The 23694-nt window shown below is 67.1% G+C and carries 24 protein-coding genes; 13 read left to right on the top strand and 11 right to left on the bottom strand.

Annotation, left to right across the window (positions count from 1 at the left end):
- The first annotated feature begins 46 nt into the window (after nt 1-46).
- The 5 genes from SOM08_RS07270 to SOM08_RS07250 all read left to right on the top strand — a co-directional run bounded on the left by SOM08_RS07270 (nt 47) and on the right by SOM08_RS07250 (nt 5383).
- Nucleotides 47-1075, top strand: coding sequence for a LacI family DNA-binding transcriptional regulator (locus SOM08_RS07270; protein WP_322470408.1), 1029 nt, complete (start codon nt 47-49; stop codon nt 1073-1075).
- Between the two features lie 125 nt (nt 1076-1200).
- Nucleotides 1201-2151 carry a tripartite tricarboxylate transporter substrate binding protein gene (locus tag SOM08_RS07265; protein ID WP_322470407.1) on the top strand — a complete coding sequence of 317 codons (951 nt, stop codon included), beginning with the start codon at nt 1201-1203 and terminating at the stop codon, nt 2149-2151.
- Between the two features lie 106 nt (nt 2152-2257).
- Nucleotides 2258-3613, top strand: coding sequence for a glucarate dehydratase (gene gudD, locus SOM08_RS07260; protein WP_322470406.1), 1356 nt, complete (start codon nt 2258-2260; stop codon nt 3611-3613).
- Nucleotides 3614-3668: 55 nt separating this feature from the next.
- Entirely contained in the window at nt 3669-4460 is a 792-nt protein-coding gene (locus tag SOM08_RS07255; protein ID WP_116960631.1) for an HpcH/HpaI aldolase family protein, read from the top strand.
- Nucleotides 4457-5383 carry a 2-hydroxy-3-oxopropionate reductase gene (locus SOM08_RS07250; protein ID WP_416187012.1) on the top strand — a complete coding sequence of 309 codons (927 nt, stop codon included), beginning with the start codon at nt 4457-4459 and terminating at the stop codon, nt 5381-5383. The genes SOM08_RS07255 and SOM08_RS07250 overlap by 4 nt, the downstream gene beginning before the upstream one ends.
- On the opposite strand, the gene SOM08_RS07245 is transcribed toward SOM08_RS07250, so the two are convergent.
- The gene (locus SOM08_RS07245) at nt 5352-5837 is read right to left on the bottom strand and encodes a hypothetical protein (protein WP_322470404.1); all 486 of its coding nucleotides are present in this window, start codon (nt 5835-5837) and stop codon (nt 5352-5354) included. The genes SOM08_RS07250 and SOM08_RS07245 overlap by 32 nt on opposite strands.
- 170 nt (nt 5838-6007) lie before the next feature.
- Here SOM08_RS07245 and SOM08_RS07240 point away from each other — a divergent pair, with 170 nt between their 5' ends.
- Nucleotides 6008-6211 (top strand): helix-turn-helix transcriptional regulator, encoded by a 204-nt coding sequence (locus SOM08_RS07240; RefSeq protein ID WP_322470403.1) that lies wholly within the window; start codon nt 6008-6010, stop codon nt 6209-6211.
- Between the two features lie 133 nt (nt 6212-6344).
- Here SOM08_RS07240 and SOM08_RS07235 read toward each other — a convergent pair whose 3' ends face one another.
- From SOM08_RS07235 to SOM08_RS22485, 5 genes are all read right to left on the bottom strand, one after another.
- On the bottom strand, nt 6345-7211 hold the full coding sequence (locus SOM08_RS07235; RefSeq protein ID WP_322470402.1) for a DUF2971 domain-containing protein: 867 nt from the start codon (nt 7209-7211) through the stop codon (nt 6345-6347).
- Nucleotides 7212-7564: 353 nt separating this feature from the next.
- Nucleotides 7565-8134 carry a hypothetical protein gene (locus SOM08_RS07230; RefSeq protein ID WP_322470401.1) on the bottom strand — a complete coding sequence of 190 codons (570 nt, stop codon included), beginning with the start codon at nt 8132-8134 and terminating at the stop codon, nt 7565-7567.
- Between the two features lie 169 nt (nt 8135-8303).
- Nucleotides 8304-9146 (bottom strand): nucleotidyltransferase, encoded by an 843-nt coding sequence (locus SOM08_RS07225; protein WP_322470400.1) that lies wholly within the window; start codon nt 9144-9146, stop codon nt 8304-8306.
- Between the two features lie 64 nt (nt 9147-9210).
- Nucleotides 9211-10158, bottom strand: a complete 948-nt coding sequence (locus SOM08_RS07220) for a patatin-like phospholipase family protein (RefSeq protein ID WP_322470399.1) — start codon at nt 10156-10158, stop codon at nt 9211-9213.
- Nucleotides 10159-10471: 313 nt separating this feature from the next.
- Entirely contained in the window at nt 10472-10594 is a 123-nt protein-coding gene (locus tag SOM08_RS22485; protein ID WP_204744535.1) for a YHYH domain-containing protein, read from the bottom strand.
- Nucleotides 10595-11220: 626 nt separating this feature from the next.
- Between SOM08_RS22485 and SOM08_RS07215 the strand changes: the two genes are divergently transcribed.
- The 5 genes from SOM08_RS07215 (at nt 11221) to SOM08_RS07195 (ending at nt 15766) form a co-directional block, all read left to right on the top strand.
- Nucleotides 11221-11556: a PepSY domain-containing protein gene (locus SOM08_RS07215; RefSeq protein ID WP_322470398.1), complete on the top strand. Its 336-nt coding sequence runs from the start codon at nt 11221-11223 to the stop codon at nt 11554-11556.
- A 25-nt stretch (nt 11557-11581) separates the two neighbouring features.
- Nucleotides 11582-12058 carry a DUF2271 domain-containing protein gene (locus SOM08_RS07210; RefSeq protein ID WP_116960640.1) on the top strand — a complete coding sequence of 159 codons (477 nt, stop codon included), beginning with the start codon at nt 11582-11584 and terminating at the stop codon, nt 12056-12058.
- A 17-nt stretch (nt 12059-12075) separates the two neighbouring features.
- Nucleotides 12076-14283: a PepSY domain-containing protein gene (locus tag SOM08_RS07205; RefSeq protein ID WP_322470397.1), complete on the top strand. Its 2208-nt coding sequence runs from the start codon at nt 12076-12078 to the stop codon at nt 14281-14283.
- Nucleotides 14264-15250 (top strand): FAD:protein FMN transferase, encoded by a 987-nt coding sequence (locus SOM08_RS07200; RefSeq protein WP_322470396.1) that lies wholly within the window; start codon nt 14264-14266, stop codon nt 15248-15250. The genes SOM08_RS07205 and SOM08_RS07200 overlap by 20 nt, the downstream gene beginning before the upstream one ends.
- Nucleotides 15251-15337: 87 nt before the next feature.
- A complete protein-coding gene (locus SOM08_RS07195) occupies nt 15338-15766 on the top strand; it encodes a VOC family protein (RefSeq protein ID WP_322470395.1) in 429 nt (142 codons plus the stop codon).
- A 21-nt stretch (nt 15767-15787) separates the two neighbouring features.
- On the opposite strand, the gene SOM08_RS07190 is transcribed toward SOM08_RS07195, so the two are convergent.
- From SOM08_RS07190 to SOM08_RS07170, 5 genes are all read right to left on the bottom strand, one after another.
- A complete protein-coding gene (locus SOM08_RS07190) occupies nt 15788-16285 on the bottom strand; it encodes a VOC family protein (protein WP_116960644.1) in 498 nt (165 codons plus the stop codon).
- Nucleotides 16286-16677: 392 nt separating this feature from the next.
- Nucleotides 16678-17694 carry a TRAP transporter substrate-binding protein gene (locus tag SOM08_RS07185; RefSeq protein ID WP_116960645.1) on the bottom strand — a complete coding sequence of 339 codons (1017 nt, stop codon included), beginning with the start codon at nt 17692-17694 and terminating at the stop codon, nt 16678-16680.
- A gap of 55 nt (nt 17695-17749) precedes the next feature.
- Nucleotides 17750-19027 (bottom strand): TRAP transporter large permease, encoded by a 1278-nt coding sequence (locus tag SOM08_RS07180; RefSeq protein WP_116960646.1) that lies wholly within the window; start codon nt 19025-19027, stop codon nt 17750-17752.
- The gene (locus SOM08_RS07175) at nt 19024-19503 is read right to left on the bottom strand and encodes a TRAP transporter small permease (protein ID WP_116960647.1); all 480 of its coding nucleotides are present in this window, start codon (nt 19501-19503) and stop codon (nt 19024-19026) included. The genes SOM08_RS07180 and SOM08_RS07175 overlap by 4 nt, the downstream gene beginning before the upstream one ends.
- Nucleotides 19500-20036 (bottom strand): gluconokinase, encoded by a 537-nt coding sequence (locus SOM08_RS07170; RefSeq protein WP_322470394.1) that lies wholly within the window; start codon nt 20034-20036, stop codon nt 19500-19502. Before SOM08_RS07170 ends, SOM08_RS07175 begins: the two co-directional genes overlap by 4 nt.
- Before the next feature lie 182 nt (nt 20037-20218).
- Between SOM08_RS07170 and SOM08_RS07165 the strand changes: the two genes are divergently transcribed.
- Both SOM08_RS07165 and SOM08_RS07160 read left to right on the top strand, forming a co-directional pair.
- Nucleotides 20219-21256 (top strand): LacI family DNA-binding transcriptional regulator, encoded by a 1038-nt coding sequence (locus SOM08_RS07165; protein ID WP_070400659.1) that lies wholly within the window; start codon nt 20219-20221, stop codon nt 21254-21256.
- 96 nt (nt 21257-21352) lie between these two features.
- Nucleotides 21353-23689: a penicillin-binding protein 1A gene (locus SOM08_RS07160; RefSeq protein ID WP_116960649.1), complete on the top strand. Its 2337-nt coding sequence runs from the start codon at nt 21353-21355 to the stop codon at nt 23687-23689.
- The last annotated feature ends 5 nt before the right edge of the window (nt 23690-23694 follow it).

Genomic DNA, 23694 nt, shown 5'->3' with positions numbered 1-23694 from the left:
ATGCGTGGCGCGAAGCGCTTGGTACCGGTACCATTCTAAGCCGCCCATGAAAGAAACCGACAACTCCCGGCGCGCCCGACGCGGCAGCGGGGCCATCACCGTGCGCGACGTGGCCCGCCTCGCGGGCGTCGCGCCCATCACCGTCTCGCGCGTGCTGAACACACCCGCGCAGGTCTCGCCCGACGTGCGCCAGAAGGTGCTGGAGGTGATCCAGAAAACCGGCTACGTGCCCAACCGCATGGCCGGCGGACTGGCGTCCTCGCGCAGCCGCCTGATCGCGGCGGTGGTGCCGAGCACGGTCATGTCGGTGTTCATGCCCACCATCGAGGCCTTGAACGAGACCCTGTTCGACGCCGGCTACCAGCTCATGCTGGGCCAGTCCGACTACTCCGCCGCGCGCGAGGAGGCCTTGCTGGAGGCCATCGTGGGCCGGCGGCCCGACGGCATCTTCCTCACCGGCATCCTGGGCCCGAGCCAGGGCCGCACGCGGCTGCTGGCCTCGGGCATTCCGGTGGTGGAAACCTGGGACCTGACGCCCACGCCCATCGACATGCTGGTGGGCTTCTCGCACGCCGACATCGGGCGCGAGGTGGCGCGCTTCCTCATGGACAAGGGCCGCCGCCGGCTGGCGCTGATCCGCGCCGAGGACGAGCGCGCGCAGCGCCGCGCGGACGCCTTCACCGAAGCGGTGCAGCGGGCCGGCCTGGGGCCGGTGGAAACGGTCAACGTGGGCGCGTCCCGTTCGCTGCGCAGCGGGCGCGAGGCGCTGGGCCACCTGCTGGCGCAGCGGCCCGACGTGGACGCCATCTTCTGCAGCTCCGACCTGCTGGCGCTGGGCGTGGCCACCGAGGCGCGCGTGCGCGGCATCGCCGTGCCGCACGACCTGGCGCTGGTGGGCTTCGGCGACGTGTCCTTCGCGGCCGACATGGCACCGGCGCTGAGCACGGTGCGCATCAACGGCGCCGAGATGGGCCGGCTGGCGGCGCGCTGCCTGATCGACCGGGCCGAGGGGCGGCCGGTCTCGCCCGCGGTGTTCGACGTCGGCTTCTCCATCGTCGAGCGCGAAACCACCTGAGCCGGGATATCCCCGACGGACAGGCGTTGACGGGCCCTTTTGGTACCGGTACCATGCCCACCGGATTCATTTTGGTACCGGTACCAAATGAAGACCCCTTTCCACCCAACAGGAGACAAGCCACCATGAAACAACTGTTGTGCGCGCTCGGCGCCGCCATGACCCTCACCACGGCCATGGCCTGGCCCGACAAGACCGTCACCCTCGTGGTGCCCTTCCCGCCCGGCGGCTCCACCGACATGATCGCCCGCACCCTGCAGCCCAAGCTGCAGGAAAAGTTCGGCGGCACCTTCGTCATCGACAACAAGCCCGGCGCCACCGGCACCATCGGCGCCACGCTCGTCACCCGCGCCGCGCCCGACGGCCACACCCTGTTCGTCTCCTCCCTCGGCCCCTACGTCATCGCGCCGCACCTCACCAAGGTCACCTACGACGCCACCAAGGACTTCGACTACATCACCGTCGCCGTGCAGGCGCCCAACGTGCTCGTGGTGCCCGCCGCCTCGCCGCACAAGAGCATGGCCGACGTCATCGCCTACCAGAAGGCCCACCCCGGCAAGATGACCTTCGCCTCCTCCGGCAACGGCAGCAGCGACCACCTCACCGCCGAGCTCTACTGGCAGCAGACCGGCACCAGCGGCGTGCACGTGCCCTACAAAGGCGGCGGCCCCGTCATGACCGACCTGCTGGGCAACCAGGTCGACTCGTCCTTCATGAACATCAACACCGCCATGCCGCAGATCCGCGCCGGCAAGCTGCGCGCGCTGTCCATCACCAGCGCCCAGCGCTCGCCCCTGCTGCCCGACGTGCCCACGCTCGACGAGCTCGGCATCAAGGACGCCAACGTCTACTCCTGGCAGGCCGTGGCCGCGCCCAAGGGCATTCCGGCCGACCTGAAAGCCAAGCTGCAGGCCGCCATCAAGGACGCGCTCAACGACCCGGCCATCAAGCCCAAGCTGGTCGAGGTGGGCTTCGAGATCGTGGCCAACACGCCCGAGGAGTTCACCAAGTTCCAGGCCGCCGAGTTCGCGCGCTGGAAGAAGCTGATCGAAAGCCGCAACATCAAAGCAGACTAACCCCCGCCGCGCTTCGCGCGACCCCCTGAAAGGGGGCGGCACCTGCGGCCTGGCAAAGCCAGTTCCGCGGTGCCCTGGGCCAGACCTCTTCGTTGACGAATTTCTCATGCTGAACCCCGTCCCCGTCGGCGCCACGCCGCGCATCACCGAGCTCATGGCCATTCCCGTCGCGGGCCGCGACGGCATGCTGCTCAACCTGAGCGGGGCGCACGCGCCCTTCTTCACGCGCAACCTGCTGATCCTGCGCGACAGCGCGGGCCGCACGGGCGTGGGCGAGGTGCCCGGGGGCGAGAAGATCCGCCAGACGCTGGAGGACGCGCGCGAGCTGGTGCTGGGCCGCGCCATCGGCGAGCACCAGCGCGTGCTGCGCGAACTGCACACGCGCTTCGCCGACCGCGACGCCGGCGGGCGCGGCCTGCAGACCTTCGACCTGCGCACCACCATCCACGCGGTCACCGCCATCGAGTCGGCCCTGCTCGACCTGCTGGGCCAGCACCTGGAGGTGCCCGTGGCCGCGCTGCTCGGCGAAGGCCAGCAGCGCGCCTCGGTGGAAATGCTGGGCTACCTGTTCTTCGTCGGCGACCGCAGCAAGACGCCCCTGCCCTATACCGATCCGGCGAGCGAGCCGGCGCACGCCGACGCCTGGTGCCGCCTGCGCCACGAGGCCGCCCTGACGCCCGAGGCCATCGTGCGCCTGGCCGAGGCCGCGCGCGAGCGCTACGGCTTCAACGACTTCAAGCTCAAGGGCGGCGTGCTGCGCGGCGACGAAGAGGTCGACGCCGTCACCGCCCTGCACGAGCGCTTTCCCGACGCGCGCGTGACGCTCGACCCCAACGGCGGCTGGCTGCTGAAAGACGCCATCCGCCTGGGCCAGCGCATGCGCGGCGTGGTGGCCTACGCCGAAGACCCCTGCGGCGCCGAAGACGGCTTCTCCGGCCGCGAGGTGATGGCCGAGTTCCGCCGCGCCACCGGCCTGCCCACGGCCACCAACATGGTCGCCACCGACTGGCGCCAGCTCAGCCACGCGCTGTCGCTGCAGTCGGTCGACATTCCCCTGGCCGACCCGCACTTCTGGACCATGGCCGGCAGCGTGCGCGTGGCCCAGACCTGCCGCGACTGGGGCCTGACCTGGGGCTCGCACTCCAACAACCACTTCGATGTGTCGCTGGCCATGTTCACCCACGTGGGCGCGGCCGCGCCCGGCAAGGTCACGGCCATGGACACGCACTGGATCTGGCAGGACGGCCAGCGCCTCACCAAAGAGCCGCTGAGGATCGTGAACGGCCACATCGAGGTGCCCCAGAAACCCGGCCTGGGCATCGAGCTCGACATGGCCGAGGTGGACAAGGCACACCAGCTCTACCGCCAGCACGGCCTGGGCGCGCGCGACGACGCCACCGCCATGCAGTACCTGATCCCGAACTGGACCTTCCACCCCAAGCGGCCCTGCATGGACCGCTGAGGCCGATCCCTTCGCCGGATCGCGCCGTTCTTTCCACCCCCCACAAGGCACCCGCATGCGACCGAACCGACTGCGCGAGATCTGGGCCCAGGGCGGCGCCGCCGTCAACGGCTGGCTCGCCATCCCCAACAGCTTCTCGGCCGAGACCATGGCCCACCAGGGCTGGGACTCGCTCACCATCGACCTGCAGCACGGCGTGGTGGACTACCAGGCCATGGTCCCCATGCTGCAGGCCGTGAGCACCACGCCCACCGTGCCCGTGGTGCGCGTGCCCTGGCTGGAGCCCGGCATCCTGATGAAAGCGCTGGACGCTGGCGCCTACGGCGTCATCTGCCCCATGGTGAACACCCGCGCCGACGCCGAGAAGCTGGTGGCCTACACGCACTACGCGCCGCGCGGCACGCGCAGCTTCGGCCCGGTGCGCGCCCTGCTCTACGGCGGCGCCGACTACCCCCAGCACGCCAATGACACCATCGTCGCCTTCGCCATGATCGAAACCGCGCAGGCGCTGGACAACCTGGACGACATCCTGGCCACGCCGGGCCTGGACGCGGTCTACATCGGGCCGTCGGACCTGTCGCTGGCCCTGGGCTGCAAGCCCACCTTCGACGACCTGGACCCCAAGGCCGCCGAAGCTGTGCAGCACATCCTGGCGCGCGCCAAGGCGCACGGCGTGGTGGCCGGCATCCACAACGGCACGCCCGAGGCCGCGCTCCGGCGCATCGCCATGGGCTTCCAGTTCGTCACCGTCAGCTCCGACGCGCGCCTCATGGCCGCGGGCGCGCAGCAAGTCGTCACCACCATGCGCGGCGGCATGAAGACCAGCAAGACCGCCAGCGGCTACTGACCCCCTCCCTTCAACGGAACACTCGAATGAAAGTCGGATTCATCGGCCTAGGGATCATGGGCACGCCCATGGCCCTGCAACTGCTCAACAAAGGCCACCAGCTCACCGTGCACACGCGCCGCCAGGTGCCCGAGGCCATCACCGCCGCCGGTGGCGTGCGCGCGGCCAACGCCGCCGCCGTGGCGAAAGAGGCCGAGGTCATCATCACCATGCTGCCCGACACGCCCGACGTGGAGGCCGTGCTGTTCGGCGAACACGGTGTGGCCGAAGGCCTGAAGGGCCCCGCTGGCGAGCGCAAGGTGGTGATCGACATGAGCTCCATCTCGCCCATGGCCACCAAGGCCTTCGCCCAGCGCATCAACGCCCTCGGCGCCGACTACGTGGACGCGCCCGTCTCGGGCGGCGAGGTGGGCGCCAAGGCCGGTACGCTCACCATCATGTGCGGCGGCGATGCCGCCGTGTTCCAGCGTGTGAAGCCGCTGCTGGAATGCATGGGCAAGAACATCACCCTGGTGGGCGGCAACGGCGACGGCCAGACCACCAAGGTGGCCAACCAGATCATCGTGGCGCTCAACATCGCGGCCGTGGGCGAGGCCCTGGTCTTTGCGAGCAAGGCCGGCGCCGACCCGGCCAAGGTGCGCGAAGCGCTCATGGGCGGCTTCGCCTCCAGCCGCATCCTGGAGGTGCACGGCGAGCGCATGATCAAGCGGACCTTCAACCCGGGTTTTCGCATCCAGCTGCACCAGAAGGACCTGGGCCTGGCGCTGCAAGGCGCGCGCGAACTGGGCGTGGCCCTGCCGCAAACGGCCAATGCCGCGCAACTGATGCAGGCCTGCGCCGCGCACGGCCTGGGCGAACTGGACCACTCCGCGCTGGTGCAGGCGCTGGAGATCATGGCCGGGCACCCGGTGGCCAAGGGCTGACGACACCCCCGACCGGGGCCGGCGGACCAGACGCCTGATACAGCAGGCGCCGGCCCGGGGCCTCGGCCACCGGCAGCCCATGGGTGGTGCGCAGTTGCGGGTCGGCGCCCAGCTGGAACAGCAAGGGGCCAACGGCTGAGGACTCGCCCGGCGCTGGCGCCCACAGCGCGCTGATCCACTGCAGGGCCCAGCTCGGGCCCGCGCCGTGGCGCCGGTCCAGGCGCGCGATGCCGCAGAGGTCGGCGACGGGTATGTGGGCCAGCAGGTCCAGCAGCGCCGTGTCCCAGGCCACCAGCGAGGTCTGCGACCGCTTCTGGCCGCGGCAAACGACCTGATGAACCAGCAGGTACCAGGGCCGCTCCAGCGCGAGCGTGATGGCCGGCCAATGCGTCTGGCGCGGGGCGACCTGCGAGGGGTGGAGGTGCTGGACGAGGCCGGGGGCGGTGATGAACACGGGTGGACTCCCTAAATGCGGCCAGTGTTGCCAGCGGGAGTTGGGGGGTTGGTCTGTTTTGAGCCACCAAATGGCTTACGAAATTCTGCAGATGAGGCCGTGGGGCAATAGCCGCGCATCTCCAAGGGCGGCCGGCCAAGCGACCTGTTGCCAGGGACGAAGCCGACGGCTTGATCGAGGAGGTTCTGGCTCAGAACCTGATCGCGGCGAGGAAGCGGCTGATGCTCACGCAGGACGCATTGAGCCAGCAATCAGGCGTCAGCGGGGCCCTCATCGCGAACATCGAACGTCAGGCGCGCAACCCCTCGCTTCAAACGCTGGCGAAGCTTGCGGCTTCGCTCGAACTGTCACTCGAAGCGCGGCTGAGTAAATAGCTTGGCGGAGGCCAAGCCGGTCTGTGCTGATTCGCTTTGAGGGGCTGATTTGCAGCGGGTGCTGCCGATCGCGAACGCTGGTTTCAAAGTCAGCTGTGGGCCCAGAAGCGGGTTTCGCCGAACTTAATTAGCACTACGCACGAAATGGAATCTCAGATCGGCGCGTGGTAACCGATTCGATTTCAATCCTCTGCATCAGAAAGAAAATTCCCATCTCCGCGAGGTTTTGATCTGAATTCGGTCCAATCCGAATTTCTGAAATGCATCGGATGACACCATCGGAATCTTTAAAATCGAACTCACGATGCGGGACGATGAGCGATCCTCGAAACCGATACGATGGAACTACATGAGGCTTATATAAACCACCGATCAACCGCCACTCGTCTTCTTCGTGGAATGACGGATCTTTCATCGTGCTAGCTAGGCGCGACATCTTTGGGAAGAACCATTTGGCACAAAACAGCATTCTTTTATGATCTTCCTCTCTATCGCTGTCAAGCACCTGATCCGGGACAAACCCAGGATACGACTCAATCGCATACTCGACCAACTCTTCGATCAATGCCGCCTGATGGACCCTGTCGTAAGTACATCGATTTAGGACGAAAAGTTGTTTTTTTGCGAAGTCTTCTAGTTTGGCTGGATCAAAGGCTAGATTGTAGCCGCCACCAGAACAATAGCCGCGCCATTGGCTTAACAGATCGCGCTTTGTTGACAGCGAGATGACCCAAGTCGTGCCGGGCATGCCGTCAATTAGCTCAACCATCCGATCGATCAGCTCCTCGAACCCAGAAAATCGGGCCGAACTCCTAATCCGCTGCATGTAGGCTTTGGCGAGGCCAGTTGCATGGATGAATTCTTTGGAGTCGTTAAGAAACTGAATGTGCGTCGCCCATAGAGTTCCCGTCGTCAGAGCGCCGCAAAGTCCCTGGACATTAGTGTAATGAGCGAGCGCTTCAGTGGGCCGCTCTGCGTAGAACGCTTCGATTTTTCTCAACTCAGTCTCTCTTCATTAGGGGAGCTTCGAGCGAAGCCTACACCAGCGCGCACGCAGGGGCCACGTCCCTTTTCACGAGCCGGCAAACGGCCACTCGCATTGAAAACCAGTCTTGAAGCAGACCTTGACACTCAGACTTAGTCTTCACAGCGGCGCCGCCAGTCGTCATCTCACTCTTCTTGACCACGGTCGGCTAAAGGCGGTCTTTGAGCGAGCTTTGAAGCAGTCGTTCAGCGTTTGAGCTGCGGCTGCCATCGGCATGGCGTTGCCCCATATGACAAACGACGAACAACCGCGCCTTGCTAGTCAAGTGCCCCTCCGGTTTGATTCGACTCAGGCGTAAGGGTTAGGCATCACCGCCAGCCCGTTTTGGTTGGCTTTGGACCGCCTTCGAGCATTCCTCCGTTAAGGGCAATCAACTCCGCCAACTGACGGTCAGAAGGTCCCAGCCTCGGGTCTCTGACTTGACGATAGCGAATGACTTGCTTGCCAAACCTCCCATCTTGACCATTCATGGGCGGCTCGAAGGCATGAATCATCGCTCCTTCGAAGTGATTGAGTAGCTGCTCGCGACCGATATGAAAGTCGCTTGTGTTATTTGATAGCCTCGGGTTGCTACTGTTCGCGGCGGTAACGCTCCGCATCCCAAACCACGTAAACGTGTCCCAGCGCCCAACAAGATCATCCACCCTATAGTGCATCTGCAGTCGTGCGAACAGGCTGCCGTTTGCTTGACCAACATAGACCGGGCGGTAGTCTGCGAACAGGATGTAGATGCCAGTCTGGTGCGCGAAGTTTGCCGGCGTTGAAGATACCCGCTTCGCGTTCACTCCGAGCAGGCGCGCGTTCGCCGGGGCGCCTTTCCAGTAGATGTCTGAGGCTTTCCATTGAGGACCCATGCAGAGGATTGGGGCTGCGGGCATTCGCTCTCCTTGTGATTCCTAACGTTTGAGCCAAAAGCCTTGTCGATACACCTTCGCTCGACCGAAGCGGCTGATCTCTGCCACAGGCAGATTCTATGGTCCAAACTTGATAGCGGACTTTTCCACTTTTACATGAGTGCAGCCCATCATCATGATCTTTCGCCGCAGCCTACCAATCATTCCAGAGCTTGACAGCCGCTTCCACGAAGGCGTCGCAGTTCGCCTGCGGCCAGCACGTATGAAAGCCGTCCCGCAGCAGGTAGTACTGCTCGTTAGCGCACACAAGATCGACCTTCTTCGCCTCCTGCTGATACCAATTCAGCGTATTAACGACGCAGTCTTGGTAGCTCGATATGAGCTTCTCATTCGGGACGTTATAGAGCAGACCTTCGATGTAGTACGAAGGGGCGACGCCAGCCTTGATCAGGCCATCGGCGACCATCCGGCTTCGCATATTCTTGAATACGCGTGCCATCGGCTTCATCCACTTGGACGAGGCCTGATGTTTGGCTGTCAGATTGGCTGAATGCTGTTTCGGGTAGTTCGCGATCCTTTCTCCATTGCCATTCCAGAAGCAGATGCCTTCGACATAGCTCGAATCGTTTGAGGTTCGGAACTTGAAGTACCGGCGAAACTGAATGGCTACGATCACGTCGGCCTTTCGGCGCGAACCGTTCGCGTCAATGGCGATGGCTTTGTCGCCAGCCTTGACTGCGTCTCCATACTCGTTCGTGAGCACGGAGAGCACATCCTGCTTGAAGTCGACATGCGTGTATGTGGCGTCGCGAAATGCCGACTTGTACGCCGCCCTCTCGTCTTCGGTCAGGCCTGTCAGATCGCTCTGAAAGCAGTCGTCAAGTCGAATGACGAGGTCCACGTCGCTCTCCGCGTAGATGTTCGTATCGTTGCCGTACGAGCCTTGCAGGAATACCTTGAAGTTCTTTCCGGTGTAAGGCGCGGTACTGGCCTCTAGGACATCCTTGATCGAGTTGTATGTGCTGCTCGACTGCATGATCGAACCTTGGTGCGACCACGTTTCGAGCTGCGATTCTGGTATGGGCATCCTCCCTCCCTAGCTACATCAAAAATTCGCGAAGCTGCTTTTCGCGCGAGGCGAACGATTCTCTGCCGCGCTGGAACAAGATGCCCAGCTTCTTAAGGTCGTGCTCCAACAAATCGGTCGCCATCTCGGGCGTGACGTAGGAGTCACTGATCCTGATAGTTGGTACGTCATGAAAAAGGATCTGACGCAACTGGTCCATCGACTGCGTGTTGATCTCCAAGGTCTTCTGCAGGAGCTGGACGCTGACGACGTACTTCTTCGCCAACCACATCAGCAAACCCGGCTTTGGATCTGGATAAATGCCCACGCCGACGCTGACCAGCCGGATGTCTTTGCGATCACGCTTGAGTGCCTGCACGGCGTCTGCAATCGCGTACAGCGTCGGATTGTTCGCGCAGTAGCCACCATCGATGAGTTCAATGTCTTCGCCCATCGAGGTTCGAACGGTCGTGCGCAAAAAAAACGGGTATGCAGAGCACGATGCCTTGACGGCGTCGGCAATGCTTACGCCGAAGCCTGGGGCGAATGTGCCGACTCGACCATGGGCCTGGGTAACGCTGCCTTTGAAGATCATCGGGCGTTCGGTAAGCCATTTTGCGGTAACCACACCGATACCAGTCTTCACATTAGCGAATGTCTCGTCACCGAAGACCTCATTCGCTAACGCCTTCAATGCCGCAGATCTGGCTGGAGCTGTCTTTTGCGACATCACCATTGGCACGTGCTTTCGGTACAGTTCCAAGATGCCGTCTACGCTATGCCCTAGCGCTATTAGCGATGCGATGATGGCGCCAGTGCTCGTGCCGAAGACTAGACCGAACTTCTGATGCAACGGACACCCGATCATGGCCTCAATTTCCTTCAATACTCCCAAGGTGTAGAAGCCTTTCGCGCCACCTCCATCCAGGGTCAACACCCGCAAAGGCGCAGACGCGGTTTGGCCTTCTTGAACATTCGACATCCTGTTTGCCCCTCCTCTTTCATGTTCTGGTCGTACTCTGCGGAAGCAGCATATTTTCCCACTCCGATTCCAATCAGATTGGTCTTCTCATGCGAGATGCGTTGAATTGAAGAAATTGATGCTCGTCCCCCTAACCATAGACTGCATTATCGGCACGCCTCAGCCGGCTTATGTTTGCTAGCCGTCGCTCATGAAGCACTAGATGAGAGACTGCCCACAGTCTGAAGCCGAATCTCGGGGTGAGCAATGACGCCACAGAAGCGCCACCTGATAGCGAGAGACAGCGCAACTTCCAACGCCTGCCAACCGATCTTCAGTGGCAGTGATACGGCTTCGAGCCGGCGTGACAACCGTTCTTGTCGGTGCCGCCTGAATGCGCATGCGCAAACGAGATCGTCGCCAATGCCACCAAGAGCAAAACAATTCCCTTCCTCATGTCCGGTCTCCTCTTCAGGTTGAAATCAATCGAACGCTTCTCGTGCCACGGGTTCAGCTGAAGCAGCGGACCGAGACGCCACGCACACGCAGTGTGCTATTTCCAATCTAAAGAGATCGACACGCCGGCGACATCCTCAACATGTGGAGTGCATAACCGCTAGCGTGAGAAAGTTGCAGTTTCTGGAAATGAATGAATGCGGCCGCCAAGCTGACTCGGGGTTCGGAACGGCTCGAACCACCTGGTTGCCATCGCTACGACGGTCCGCAGCGAATCAAGGGGCACATGTTCGTTGCAGCAGATCGGCCCGCAGCCCCCAGTCTGGAACTGTCCCCACCAAGCCGGCAGGGCCGCCCTCACCCGGCCATCGCGGGCGAAGGACAGAAAAGTGGCTCCAGATGATCCAAATCAAGCCCGGCACCCAGGGTCAGGTCCACACTGATTCTCAATAGCCAATAAGGCCACCCTGCTCCAGGTGGCGCTCAGCCGGAGCGGTCGAATCCATCCACCGGTGATGGCCTTCTGGGCGATGAAAAGAAGATGAACGCGCCATTCGGCCCGCATGCGCGAATGCGTTTCCAGACGGCGGGTATGTCTCGCGCCGACCCGCCTTGAAAGAACCTCCCATGAAACGCCACCCCGCTTTGCGCCATGGCCTGCTGGCGCTGGCGCTGTGCCTGACGGCGCTGCCCGTTCTGGCCGACGATGACTGCGATGCGCCGCTGAATCGCTGGCAGTCACGCGACGCCGTGCGGCAGATGGCGCTCGCTCAGGGCTGGCAGATACAGCGGCTGAAGATCGATGACGGCTGCTACGAAGTGCGGGGGACCGATGCCCAGGGCCGCAACTTCAAGGCGCGGATCGACCCGGAAACCCTGAAGGTCTTGAAGTTCAAGCAGGACAACCACCAACGAGACCGCGACCGCGACCGTGAGCGCGACCGCGATCGCTCCGCCGAATAGCCACCCTCCCCACAGGAACATCACCATGTCCAGACCTCTTTCAAGCCTTCTGGCCACCGCTTGCGCGTTGGCCGTTCCCGCGCTGGCCCACAGCCGCCCGCTCACGCTGACCGCCCAGCTCAAGAACTACGGCGGCGACGGCGCCTACATCGCCGCGTACCTCACCGATGCCAAGGGTGCCTATGTGAAAACGCTGTGGGTCGCCGGCGGCAAGGCCAAGTACCACAAGCACCTGTCCGACTGGAGCCGCCTTTCGGCCGGTGACGCCAAGCGCCTGGACGGCGTCACCGGCGCCAGCGTGGGCGCGGGGCGCACGCTCAAGGTGACCGCCGAGCTGGCCGATGCGCTGATCGACGCGGGCTACGAGATACGCCTGGACGCGGCCGCAGAAGACATGCGCGACAGCCCGTCGGAAGTCCGCCTGCCGCTGTCCACCGCCAACGCCGGCAAGCCGCAGCCCGGCAAGCAGTACATCCAGTCCGTGACCTTCGAGTTCAAGTGAAGGGTCTCGGGTCTCGCTTGACCTGGAAGGCCATCCACCGCTGGCTGGGCCTGACGGTGGGCAGCCTGGCCGTGGTGCTGGGCGTCACCGGCGCCGTGCTGGCGATCGATCCGGTGCAGCAGGCGTGGCAGGCACCCGCCGCACCGGGCGATCTGCCGGTGGCGACGCTGGTGGACCGCGTGTTGCGCACGGTGCCCGACGCGGAGGAAATCCGGCACCTGCCCTCGGGCGCCATCGTGGTGTTCAGCTTTGTTGGCGACCAGCCGCAGGCGTCTTACGTGGACCCGGCCGATGGCCGGGTGCTGGGTGCGTGGCAGGCCTCGGCGCTGCCGCGCTGGGTGAAGAACCTGCACCGCTCGCTGCTGCTGGGCGACGCGGGGCGCTGGGGCGCGGCGGGCATTGCGCTGGCCATGGGCCTGGTGTGCGCCTCTGCCCTGGTGCTGCTGCTGCGCCGCATGGGGGGCTGGCGGCGCCTGACGGCGCGGGTGCGTGGCTCGCTGGCGCAACGCATTCATGTGGTCACGGGCCGGGTGGTGCTCGTTGTCCTGAGCCTCACGTCGCTCACGGCGCTGACCATGAGCGCGTCCACCCTGGGGTGGGTCGCGCTGGACGCGGGGACAGAGCCCGACGCGCTGTCGGTGGTCACCGGCCAACCGGCGCTGCCCGCCGCGCAGTTGGCCGCGCTTCGAGGCATGGCTGTGCGGGATCTGCGCAAGCTGAATGTTCCCGGCACCACCGACCCAGAGGACACCTGGACAGTCGCCACGGCCCAAGGTCAAGGCTGGATCGACCGGTATTCGGGGCAACTGCTGGCCTGGCAGCAAGCCACCGTGGCGCAGCGCGTGTACGACCTGGCCGTGGTGCTGCACACGGGCGAATCGGCCTGGCCCTGGGCCTTGGTGCTCGGCCTCGTGGGCGCCAGCGTGCTGCTGTTCTGGCTGTCGGGCGTTGTCATCTGGTGGCAGGCCCGCCGCCAGGCGCCCAAGATCACGGGCAACAGCCCGCTGGCACAGGCCGACGTGTTGATCTACGTGGCCAGCGAAGGCGGCAGCACCTGGGGCTTTGCACAAACGCTGCAGGACGCGCTGCGCCCGCTGGGCCTGCGCGTGCACACCAGCGCGCTGGAGAACTTTCAAACCACCGCCGCCACGCGGCAGGTGTTCGTGCTGGCGGCCACCTATGGCGAAGGCCAGGCCCCGGCCCACGCCAGCCATGCCCTGGCGCGCATCGCCAAGCTCAAGGCCGGCGCCGTGCCGGTGACGGTGCTGGGCTTTGGCGACCGGCAGTTCCCGGCCTTCTGCGGCTTTGCGAAAGTGCTGGACCAGACGCTGCGCGCGCGGGGCTGGCCCTCGCTGCTGCCGCTGGAATGCATTCACCAGCAATCGAGCCAACAGTTCGCCCGCTGGGGCCTTGCCTTGGCACAGGCACTGGGCAAGCCGCTGGTGCTGGAGCATGTGCCGCGCGTTCCGTCCACCACAACCCTCACGCTGATCGAGCGCCGGGACTACAACGGCGGTGCCGGGCCGGCCACGGCGATCCTGCGCTTCGCGTGGCCGGCACAGCGCCTGGGCGAGCGCCTGCGCGGGCAGGGCCTGGCGCGGTTCGCGGCGGGCGACCTCGTGGGCATTCTGCCGCCGGGTTCGGCCGTGCCGCGCTACTACTCGCTGGCCTCGGGCCAGCAAGACGGCTTTCTGGAGATCTGCGTGCGTCAGATGGCCGGCGGTCTGTGCTCCACGCATTTGCTGGGCCTGAAGCTGGGCGACAGCGTCACCGCTTTCATTCGGGCCAACCCGGGTTTTGCCTTGCCGCGAACGCGTCGGCCCGTGCTGCTGATCGGTGCGGGCACGGGCGTGGCACCGCTGGCCGGGTTCATCCGCCGCAACGACAGGCACCGCCCCATGCACCTGTACTTTGGCGGGCGCGACCCGGCGCGGGACTTCTACTTCGGCCCCGACATCCAGCGCTGGCTCGCGCAGGGGCGCCTGACCACCTTGCACACGGCCTTCTCCCGGGTGCCCGACGGTGGGGGTTATGTGCAGGATGCCCTGCGACGCGACGCCGAACAGCTGCGCGAGCAGGTTGCACGGGGCGCCATCGTGCGTGTCTGCGGCGGCCGCGCCATGGCGCAGGGCGTCACCGAGGCGCTGGACGCGGTGCTGGCGCCCCTGCAACTGAGCGTGGCCCAACTCAAGGCCAGCGAGCGCTATGCCGAAGACATCTTCTGAAGCGGCTGCGATGGGCAGGCACAGCACCCTGCACGGCCCGACCATGGGCACGCGCTGGTCGGCCACGGTCGACACCGACAGCCGCCTGGACCTGGCGGCCTTGCGCGTGGACCTCGCCGCGGCGGTGGCGCAGGTCGACGAACAGATGTCGCCCTGGAAGCCGGACAGCGACCTCATGCGCCTGAACCGCGCGCCCGTGGGCACCTGGGTGGACCTGCCCGCCGAAACGCTGGAGGTGCTGGACAGCGCGCTCGATGTCCAAGGCCTGAGTGCGGGGGCGTTCGACCCCTGCGTGGGGGACCTGGTCGACGCCTGGGGCTTCGGCGCGGTGCGCGACGCACCCGACGCGGCCGCCATCCGCGCCGCGCGCCAGCCCAGGCCGCCCGCGGGGCACGGCGGCCTTGAGCTGGAACGGTCCGCAGGCCGAGCCCGCAAACGCGCGCCCCTGCAGCTCGACCTGTGCGGCATTGCCAAAGGCTACGCGGTGGACCGCATGGTCGCGGTGCTGCAACGGCACGGTGTGCGGCACGCACTGGCCGCGCTGGACGGAGAGCTGCGCGCCGTGGGTCGCCAGGCCAGCGGCGCGCCCTGGGCCGTGGCGCTGGAACGCCCCGAGGCGGGTCTGCGCGCGGTGCACGGTGTCATCGAGCTGGACGACCTGGCCGTGGCCACCTCGGGCGACTACCGGCGCTTCCTGCGGGTGGGCGATGCGCGCCTGGCCCACACCATGGACCCGCGCCGCCGCGCGCCGGTGAACAACGCGGTGGCGTCGGTCACCGTGCTGGCGCGCACCTGCATGCACGCAGACGCCTGGGCCACGGCCTTGCTGGTGGCGGGTCCCGACGAAGGTCTGGCCATGGCACAACGCATGGGACTGGATGCGCTGTTCCTGCTGCGCAGAGCAGAGGGATTGGTGGAACTGGGGCTGGGTCGGTTGGGCGAATCCGCAGAGCCGGCCAACGGATGACCGTCGACCGCGCCCCGCGGGGGTGACGGCAGGGCCCGGTGCCGCCAGAATGCCCCTTCACCCGAACCCACCCAGGAGGCTTCCCGCATGGCAACCCAGCAACTGCACCGTGGCCGGCTCATCGACCACATCCAGCTCGTGGTGCGCGACCTTGCGGCCTCGCGGCGCTTCTACACCGCCGTCCTCGACAGCCTGGGCATTCCCATCGGCGGCAGCGACGACAGCTACTTCTGGGCCGATGAGCTCTTCGTCTCCACCGCCGACAGCATCGCCGCGCAAGGCCATCTCACCGGCCGCCACCACCTGGCCTTCCAGGCCGCCAGCCGCGCGGCGGTGGACGCCTTTCACAAGGCCGCCCTGGCCCATGGCGGGCGCGACAACGGCGGCCCTGGCGAGCGCCCCTACCACCCGGGCTACTACGCGGCTTTCGTGCTCGACCCGGACGGCAACAACATCGAGGCCGTGTACCACGGCGAGGCCGAGCGCAGCGCGCCCTCGGTCAGCATCCGCTTCTGAAGCGGGCCCGCTCGCCGGGTCTCAGCGCGCCGGGCGGGCCTCACCGCGCCAGGCCTTCTCGATCGCCGCCACGTCGATCTTGCGCATGGTCATCATCGCGTCGAAGGCGCGCTTGGCCGCCGCGCGGTCGGGGTCGTTGACGGCCTCGGTGAGCACGCGTGGCGTGATCTGCCAGGACACGCCCCACTTGTCCTTGCACCAGCCGCATTCGCTTTCCTGGCCGCCGTTGTTCACGATGGCGTTCCACAGGCGGTCGGTCTCGGCCTGGTCGTCGGTGGCCACCTGAAAGGAAAAGGCCTCGCTCTGCTGGAAGGCGGGGCCGCCGTTGAGGCCCAGGCAGGGCAGGCCCAGCACGGTGAACTCGACGGTGAGGACATCGCCCTCCTGGCCCGAGGGGTAGTCGCCGGGCGCGCGCATCACGCGGCCCACCGCGCTGTCGGGAAAGGTCTGGGCGTAGAAGCGCGCGGCGTCGAGCGCGTCGCGCTCGTACCAGAGGCAGATGGTGTTTTTGGCCAGCATTCAGCGTCTCCTGATCCAGTGAGCGGGCACGCCCCGCACGGCGTCGTGAGGCCCAGCTTACAGGGCCGGCGACTTGATGCACATCCATCCGCCTCGACGATCCCCATCGGCGCGCGCCAGGCGGTGCGGTTGGTTGACGCGCGTCAGACTGGCGGGCGCGCGCCAACCTAGAGTGGCACACGGCAGGAAAGACATCCCGGCCACCCCCAGGCAGCCTGGGCAACTTCGACGGCACGGTGGTGTGGACCCATGCGCCGGCCACCTGGCAGGGCCAACCGGTGGTGGCCTTCGGCTCGCCGCAGGCGGGGGCGGGCTTGTACGGCCCGCGAAGTGATCGCGACACCCCCATGAAAAAACCGGCCCTCGGGCCGGCTTCTTCTGTGGCAGCGGGCTTACTTGCCGCCGCGCGCCTTGGCCACCGCCGCCTGGGTTTCCTTCCACAGGTCTTCACCCACGTTGCTGGCGATGCCGGCGTTCACCGCGCTGAGCTTGTCGCGCATGCGGTTGGCCTCGGCGGGGCTGAGCTGGTTGATCTGCATGCCCTTGCCCTTGAGTTCGGCCAGCGCCTTGTCGGCCTCGGCGCGCGTGTCCTTGCGCTCGAAGTCGCGGCTCACTTTCGCGGCGTCCGCCAGCACCTTGCGCTCGGCCGCGCTCAGCTGGTCCCACCACTTCTTGCTCACGGTCACGATCCAGGGGCTGTAGACGTGGTTGGTGACGGTGAGGTACTTCTGCACCTCGTAGAACTTGCTGGAGAGGATGGTGTTGTACGGGTTCTCCTGGCCGTCCACGGTCTTGGTTTCGAGCGCGGTGAACAGCTCGGAGAACGGCAGCGGCACGGCGTTGGCGCCCAGGGTCTTGAAGCTGTCGATGAAGACGTTGTTCTGCATCACGCGCAGCTTGATGCCGTCCAGGTCTTCCAGCTTGGCCACGGCGTGCTTGTTGTTGGTGAGGTTGCGAAAGCCGTTCTCCCAGTAGGCCAGGCCCACCAGGCCTTTCTCCTGCAGCTTGTCCATCACCTTCTGGCCCACGGGGCCGTCGAGCACGGCGTCGGCTTCCTGCGCATTGTTGAACAGGAAGGGCGTGTCCCAGATCGCCATCTCCTTGGTGATGCCCACCAGCGTGGCGGTGGAGCCCACCATCATTTCCTGCGCGCCGCCGATGAGGGCCTGCTGCATCTGCACGTCCGAGCCCAGCGCGGCGGCACCGATGGCGCGCACGCGCATCTTGCCGCCCGAGGCTTTCTCCACCTCCTGCGCGAACAGCTTGACCGCGCGGCCCTGGTTGGAGTCTTCGTTGAGGCCGTAGCCGAAACGGATGATGCGCGGCTTGAAGTCCTGCGCATGGGCCAGGCCGCCGGCCACGGTGGCCAGGGCCACCGACAGCGTGATGGCGAGTTGCTTGAATTTCATGGTCATCTCCTGGGTTGTTGGCGGCGTGCGCCGTCGGGTGAAAACGGGAAGGGGTTCAGAACATCCACTTGAGCGGCTGCAACACGATCGCGGGGAAGCCGATCAGCAAGGCCAGCATGGCGACATAGACCAGCAGGAAGGGCATCACCCCGCGGATCACCGGCTCCATGCGCAGGCCGCCCACGCCGGCCACCACGTTGAGCACCGTGCCCACGGGCGGCGTGAGCAGGCCCAGGCAGCCGATGAAGATAAAGACGAAGCCGAAGTACACCGGGTCGATGCCGGCCTTGGCGGCGAGCGGCGCGAGCACCGGCGCCAGGATGAGGATGGTGGGCGTGAGGTCCATCACCATGCCCACGGCGAGCAGGAACACGGCCACCACCACCATGAAGAGGTAGGGGTTCTGCAGCAGGGGGCCCATCACGCCGGCCAGTTCGTTGGGCAGGTCGGCCAGGGTGATCATGTAGCTGGCCGCCGTGGCGGCGCCGCACAGGAACATCACCACGCCGGTGGTGCGGGCGGCGTCCACGAACACGCGGTACAGGCCCGCCACGCTGAGCTCGCGGTACACGAACATGGCCACGATCAGCGCGTACACCGCCGCCACCACCGCCGCCTCGGTGGGTGTGAACAGGCCCAGCCGGAGCCCGCCGATGATGATGACCGGCATGAACAGCGCCCAGATGCTGGAGCTGAGCACCGCGCGGCGCTGCGCCCAGCTGGTCTTGTCGGCCACGGGCAGCTGTTCCTTGCGCGAGATGCGGCGCCACACCAGGACCAGGCTCACCGCCATCAGCAGGCCGGGCACGATGCCCGCGAGGAAGAGCTTGCTGATCGAGGTGTTGGTGGTCACGCCGTAGATCACCATGGGCATGGACGGCGGGATGATGGGCGCGATGATGCCGCCCGAGGCGATGAGGCCGGCGCTGGTGCCCTCGGGGTAGCGCTGCTGGCGCATCATGGGCAGCAGCAGCGTGGCCAGCGCGGCGGTGTCGGCGATGGCCGAGCCGCTCATCGAGGCCAGCATGACCGAGGCCGCGATCGCCACGTAGCCCAGGCCGCCCGGGATGTGGCCCACGAAGGCGCGCGCCAGGTCGATGATGCGCCGGCTCAGGCCACCGGCGTTCATGAGCTCGCCGGCCAGGATGAAGAAGGGCACGGCCAGCAGGGGGAAGCTGTCGAAGCCGGCCTGCACGTTCTGCGCCAGCAGCTGGGCGTCGAAGAAGTCGAGATGCACCATCAGCGCCAGCGCGGTGAGCATGAGCGCGAAGGCGATCGGCACGCCCACCGTCATGGCGGCGAACAGCACCAGCAGGAAGAGCGCGATGGTCATGCGGCACCTCCCTCGCGCCCGCCACGCAGCTCGTTGGCGGCCTGCAGCACCAGCAGCAGGGCCATGCACACGCCCATCACGAAGATGGCGCCCGCCGCCAGCGCCAGCGGGTAGTTCATCACCGGGCTGCGGCTGTTCATGCCCACCACCACCTGGGCCCAGGCGCCGGTGATGAGGTAGTAGAGCGACAGGCCGATGAGCGCGCGCGTGAGCCAGCGCAGGGCCGCGGCGGGCTTGCCGCTCAGGCGCGTGGTCACCAGATCGAAGCCCAGGTGCTTGCCCTCGGCGAAGGTCAGCGTGGCCGCGACGGAGACCAGCCAGACGAACAGCAGGCGGGACAGTTCTTCCGACACCACCCAGCCCGTGCCCCACACGTAGCGCAGCACCACGTTGCCGAACACCGCCACCACCATGCCCAGCAGGCACAGGGCCAGCAGGCCCTCGGCCAGGTGCTTGATCGCGTTCAAGGCCTTCATGCGCGCACCTCCTCGCCCGGCGCGGGCACCGAGCGCACCCAGTCGGCCACGGCGTCCACGAGCTCGGGCAGCGGGCGCATGGCATCCAGCGCCAGCACGCCGGGCTCCAGCGAAGGATCTTCCAGCGCCTCGAACTGGCTGTCGACCAGGCTCACCGGGAACAGGTGGCCGGGGCGCGTGGCCACGCGATCGCGCGCCTGCTCGCGGCTCAGTTGCAGGAACACGAAGCGCAGGCCCGGCGCGGCGGCGCGCAGGCGCTCGCGGTAGCGGCGCTTGAGCGAGGAGCAGGTGAGCACGGCGCCGTCGGCGCGCGCGGCGAGCTGGGCCGCCAGGGTGTCGAGCCAGGCGGCGCGGTCGTCGTCGCTGAGGGCGATGCCGCCGCGCATCTTGGCCAGGTTGGCCGGCGGGTGGAAATCGTCGCCCTCCAGCAGCGGCAGGCCCAGCGCGGCAGCGCTCTGCTGGCCGAGGCTGGATTTGCCGCAACCGGCCACGCCCATGACGACGAGGCGGGTAGGAACAGGGTTCAAAGCCATTTGGTAGCGCTGTCCAATGAATCCGAAAGAAACGGCCCTGGGAACAGGACCGTCTGCGGGTGTCGCGTTCACTCGGGGATCGCTCTGAACTGTGTGATGATCAGGGCGAATCCGGATGCGAAGCCCGCTATGGTAGCGCTATCCTATTGCCGATCCGCACCACCCATCGACAGGGAAAACCCTTGCCCCCCACCCCGCCGCCGACCGAACGCCGCCGCCGCCCCAGCGGGCGCATCACCCTGCAGGACGTGGCCCGCGAGGCCGAGGTCAGCCCCATCACCGCCTCGCGCGCGCTGCGCGGCGAGCGCGGCGTGGCCGCCGAATTGGTGGAGCGCGTGAAGACCGCCGCCGATCGCCTGGGCTACGTGCCCGACCCGGCGGCGCGCGCCCTCGCCTCGGCGCGCGGCACCCAGGTGCCGGTGCTGGTGCCACTGCTGTCCAACGCCCTGTTCGTGGACGTGATCGAGGCCGTGCACCGCGTGCTGCTGCCGCACGGCTACCAGCCATTGATCGGCGTCACGCACTACGACCCGATGGAAGAAGAGCAGCTGCTGCGCAGCTACCTCGCGCAGCGCCCGGCGGGCGTGCTGCTCACCGGCTTCGACCGCACCGAGGCCGCGCGCCAGATGGTGGCGGCCAGCGGCATGCCCTGCGTGTACCTGATGGAGCTGACCGAGGCGCCCGGCGTGCACTGCGTGGGCTTCTCGCAGCAGGACGCGGGCCACGCCATCACCCAGCACCTGCTGGACCGGGGACGCCGGCGCATCGCCTTCGTGGCCGCGCAGCTGGACCCGCGCGTGCTGCAGCGCGCCGAGGGCTACCGCCGCTGCCTGCGCGCGGCCGGCCTGTACGACGCCCGGCTCGAACTGCTGAGCCCGCAGCCCTCGTCCATGCGCCTGGGCGGCGAGCTGCTGGAGGACCTGCTGCGCACCCGGCCCGAGGTGGACGCGGTCTTCTTCTGCAACGACGACCTGGCGCAGGGCGGCCTGCTCGCGGCCTTGCGCCTGGGCGTGAGCGTGCCGCAGCGGCTGGCGGTCGCGGGCTTCAACGACCTGTCGGGCAGCGACCAGATGCTGCCGCCGCTGACCACCGTGCGCACGCCGCGCCGCGCCATCGGCGAGACGGGCGCGCGCATGCTGTTGTCGCTGCTGCGCGGGGAGGCGGTGCCCACCAACAGCGCCGACCTGGGCTTCGAGCTGGTGGTGCGCGGCAGCAGCTGAGCCGCGGTGCCGGCCGGGCGGCCCTGTTACAGATGGCAACCAGCGCCGCCCGCTGCCTTAACCCGGCTTAACTTGGGCGTTGGACAATCCCCGCCCATGTTTTCGAACCTCCCCCGCCGGGCGACGCTTGCCCTGGCGCTCGCCGCCGCCGTTGCCGCCGCGCTGCCAGCCAGCGCCCCCGCCTTCGAACTCCCCTCGCTCGACCCCATCGTCCACTACCAGCCCAAGCTGCCCCTGCAGGTGCTGACGGCCGATGGCGAAGAGATCGCGCAGTTCGGCGCCGAGCGGCGCGAGTACGTGCCGCTGGAGCGCATTCCCCTGCAGCTGCAGCAGGCCGTGCTGTCCGTGGAGGACGCGCGCTTTCGCGAGCATTCCGGCGTGGACCCCAAGGGTATGGCGCGCGCGCTGGTGGCCGCCATCACCGGCGGGCGCAAGCAGGGCGCCTCCACCATCACGCAGCAATTGGTGCGCACCATGCTGCTCACGCGCCAGTTCTCGGCCGAGCGCAAGGCCAAGGAGATCTGGCTGGCGCTCAAGCTGGAGAACGAGATCTCCAAGGACCGCATCCTGGAGATCTACCTCAACGAAATCTTCCTGGGCCAGCGCGCCTACGGCTTCGCCGCCGCCGCGATGACCTACTTCGGCAAACCGCTGGACAAGCTCACGCTGGCCGAGAACGCCATGCTCGCGGGCCTGCCGCAGAACCCGTACTACGCCAACCCGGTGGCCAACCTGGAGCGCGCCACGCAGCGCCAGCGCGTGGTGCTGGAGCGCATGCGCGCCACCGACGCCATCACCGACGAACAGCTGGCCCAGGCCAAGGCCGAGAAGCTGCGCCTGCGCACGCCCGGCCAGCGCAGCGTGCACGCGGCGCACGTGGCCGAGATGGCACGGCAGGCGGTGGTGGAGCGCTTCGGCACCGAGGCCTACTCCAAGGGCCTGCGGGTGACCACCTCGCTGCTGGCGGCCGATCAGCGCGCGGCGCACGCGGCCGTGCAGCGCGGTGTGCTGGCCTTCGACCGCCGCGGCGCCTGGCGCGGACCGGAAGACAAGGAAACCCTGCCCGCCGGCAACGGCGCCGAGCTGGAGCGCGCCGCCGCCGAGGCCCTGAAGGACCACCGCGACGACGAGACCCTGCGCGTGGGCATCGTGCTCGACGCCAGCCCCAAGGCCCTGCGGGTGCAGCTCGCCAGCGGCGAACGCATCAGCGTGCAGGGCGAGGGCCTGCGCTGGGCGCAGCGCGGACTGGACGCCAAGGCCAAGGCGCCCCTGAAGATCGAACGCGGCGCCATCGTGCGCGTGGTGAGCACCGGCAAGACCAAGGACAGGAAGGGCGATGTCTGGGCCATCTCGCAATGGCCCGAGGCCGAGGCCGCGCTCGTTTCCATGGACCCGCGCACCGGCCGCATCCGCGCGCTGGTGGGCGGCTTCGACTTCACGCGTCAGCCCTTCAACCACGTGACACAGGGCTGGCGCCAGCCGGGCTCGGCGCTCAAGCCGCTGCTGTACTCGGCCGCGCTGGAGTCGCGCGTGATGCCGGCCACGGTGGTGGACGACCTGCCCTTCACCGCCGCCAATGGCTGGAGCCCGTCCAACAGCAACGGCCAGCACCAGGGGCCGATCAGCGTGCGCGAGGCGCTGGCGCGCTCCAGCAACCTGGCCAGCGTGCGCGTGCTGCAGCACACCGGCACGCCGGCCGCGCGCGACTGGCTCGCCCGCTTCGGCCTGGACCCCGCGCGCCAGCCCGACGACCTGACCCTGGCCCTGGGCACCGGCAGCGTCACGCCGCTGCAAATGGCCCAGGCCTACGCCACGCTGGCCAATGGCGGCTGGCGCGTCTCGCCGGTGGTGATCGAGAAGATCACCGACGCGCAGGGCAAGCTGCTGTTCGAGGCACCCCCCGCCGCGCCGCTGGCGGAAGAAGACCGCGCCATCCCGGCGCGCAACGCCTACGTGATGGGCAGCCTGCTCAACGAGGTGACCCGCAGCGGCACCGCCGCGCGCGCGCAGGCCGTGCTCAAGCGCACCGACATCTATGGCAAGACCGGCACCACCAACGACGCGGTCGACGCCTGGTTCGCGGGCTACCAGCCCACGCTGGCCGCCACCGTGTGGGTGGGCTACGACCAGCCGCGCAGCCTGGGCCGCAGCGAATCGGGCGGGCGCGCGGCGCTGCCGATCTGGATCGACTATATGGGCGCGGCGCTCAAGGGCCAGCCCGTGGTGCCGGTGGCCGCACCGCCCGAGGGCCTGGTGCGCGAAGGCGATGACTGGCTCTACGCCGAGTGGCGCGACGGCGGCTGGGTGTCGCAGATCTCGGACACCGCCGGCACCCAGTACAAGACGAACTTCGGTGGCGAGATCGGCAAGCTTTTTGATTCCATCGGCAACTGGCTGCGCAGCGGCACGCGGCCGACGCCGCCCGGCGAGTGAGGCCG

This window comes from Hydrogenophaga sp. SNF1, assembly GCF_034421675.1.
Taxonomy (GTDB): domain Bacteria; phylum Pseudomonadota; class Gammaproteobacteria; order Burkholderiales; family Burkholderiaceae_C; genus Hydrogenophaga; species Hydrogenophaga borbori.
This window is presented reverse-complemented; position numbering and strand designations above follow the sequence as displayed.

What these genes read in the sequence shown, in the direction of transcription:
- SOM08_RS07265 (WP_322470407.1), top strand. Translation starts at nt 1,201, where the DNA reads ATGAAACAACTGTTGTGCGCGCTCGGCGCCGCCATGACCCTCACCACG.
- gudD (WP_322470406.1), top strand. Translation starts at nt 2,258, where the DNA reads ATGCTGAACCCCGTCCCCGTCGGCGCCACGCCGCGCATCACCGAGCTC.
- SOM08_RS07185 (WP_116960645.1), bottom strand. Translation starts at nt 17,694, where the DNA reads ATGAAATTCAAGCAACTCGCCATCACGCTGTCGGTGGCCCTGGCCACC.
- SOM08_RS07180 (WP_116960646.1), bottom strand. Translation starts at nt 19,027, where the DNA reads ATGACCATCGCGCTCTTCCTGCTGGTGCTGTTCGCCGCCATGACGGTG.
- SOM08_RS07225 (WP_322470400.1), bottom strand. Translation starts at nt 9,146, where the DNA reads ATGCAGTCGAGCAGCACATACAACTCGATCAAGGATGTCCTAGAGGCC.
- SOM08_RS07210 (WP_116960640.1), top strand. Translation starts at nt 11,582, where the DNA reads ATGTCCAGACCTCTTTCAAGCCTTCTGGCCACCGCTTGCGCGTTGGCC.
- SOM08_RS07220 (WP_322470399.1), bottom strand. Translation starts at nt 10,158, where the DNA reads ATGTCGAATGTTCAAGAAGGCCAAACCGCGTCTGCGCCTTTGCGGGTG.
- SOM08_RS07255 (WP_116960631.1), top strand. Translation starts at nt 3,669, where the DNA reads ATGCGACCGAACCGACTGCGCGAGATCTGGGCCCAGGGCGGCGCCGCC.
- SOM08_RS07270 (WP_322470408.1), top strand. Translation starts at nt 47, where the DNA reads ATGAAAGAAACCGACAACTCCCGGCGCGCCCGACGCGGCAGCGGGGCC.
- SOM08_RS07175 (WP_116960647.1), bottom strand. Translation starts at nt 19,503, where the DNA reads ATGAAGGCCTTGAACGCGATCAAGCACCTGGCCGAGGGCCTGCTGGCC.
- SOM08_RS07230 (WP_322470401.1), bottom strand. Translation starts at nt 8,134, where the DNA reads ATGCCCGCAGCCCCAATCCTCTGCATGGGTCCTCAATGGAAAGCCTCA.
- SOM08_RS07190 (WP_116960644.1), bottom strand. Translation starts at nt 16,285, where the DNA reads ATGCTGGCCAAAAACACCATCTGCCTCTGGTACGAGCGCGACGCGCTC.
- SOM08_RS07195 (WP_322470395.1), top strand. Translation starts at nt 15,338, where the DNA reads ATGGCAACCCAGCAACTGCACCGTGGCCGGCTCATCGACCACATCCAG.
- SOM08_RS07170 (WP_322470394.1), bottom strand. Translation starts at nt 20,036, where the DNA reads ATGGCTTTGAACCCTGTTCCTACCCGCCTCGTCGTCATGGGCGTGGCC.
- SOM08_RS07215 (WP_322470398.1), top strand. Translation starts at nt 11,221, where the DNA reads ATGAAACGCCACCCCGCTTTGCGCCATGGCCTGCTGGCGCTGGCGCTG.
- SOM08_RS22485 (WP_204744535.1), bottom strand. Translation starts at nt 10,594, where the DNA reads ATGAGGAAGGGAATTGTTTTGCTCTTGGTGGCATTGGCGACGATCTCG.
- SOM08_RS07160 (WP_116960649.1), top strand. Translation starts at nt 21,353, where the DNA reads ATGTTTTCGAACCTCCCCCGCCGGGCGACGCTTGCCCTGGCGCTCGCC.
- SOM08_RS07200 (WP_322470396.1), top strand. Translation starts at nt 14,264, where the DNA reads ATGCCGAAGACATCTTCTGAAGCGGCTGCGATGGGCAGGCACAGCACC.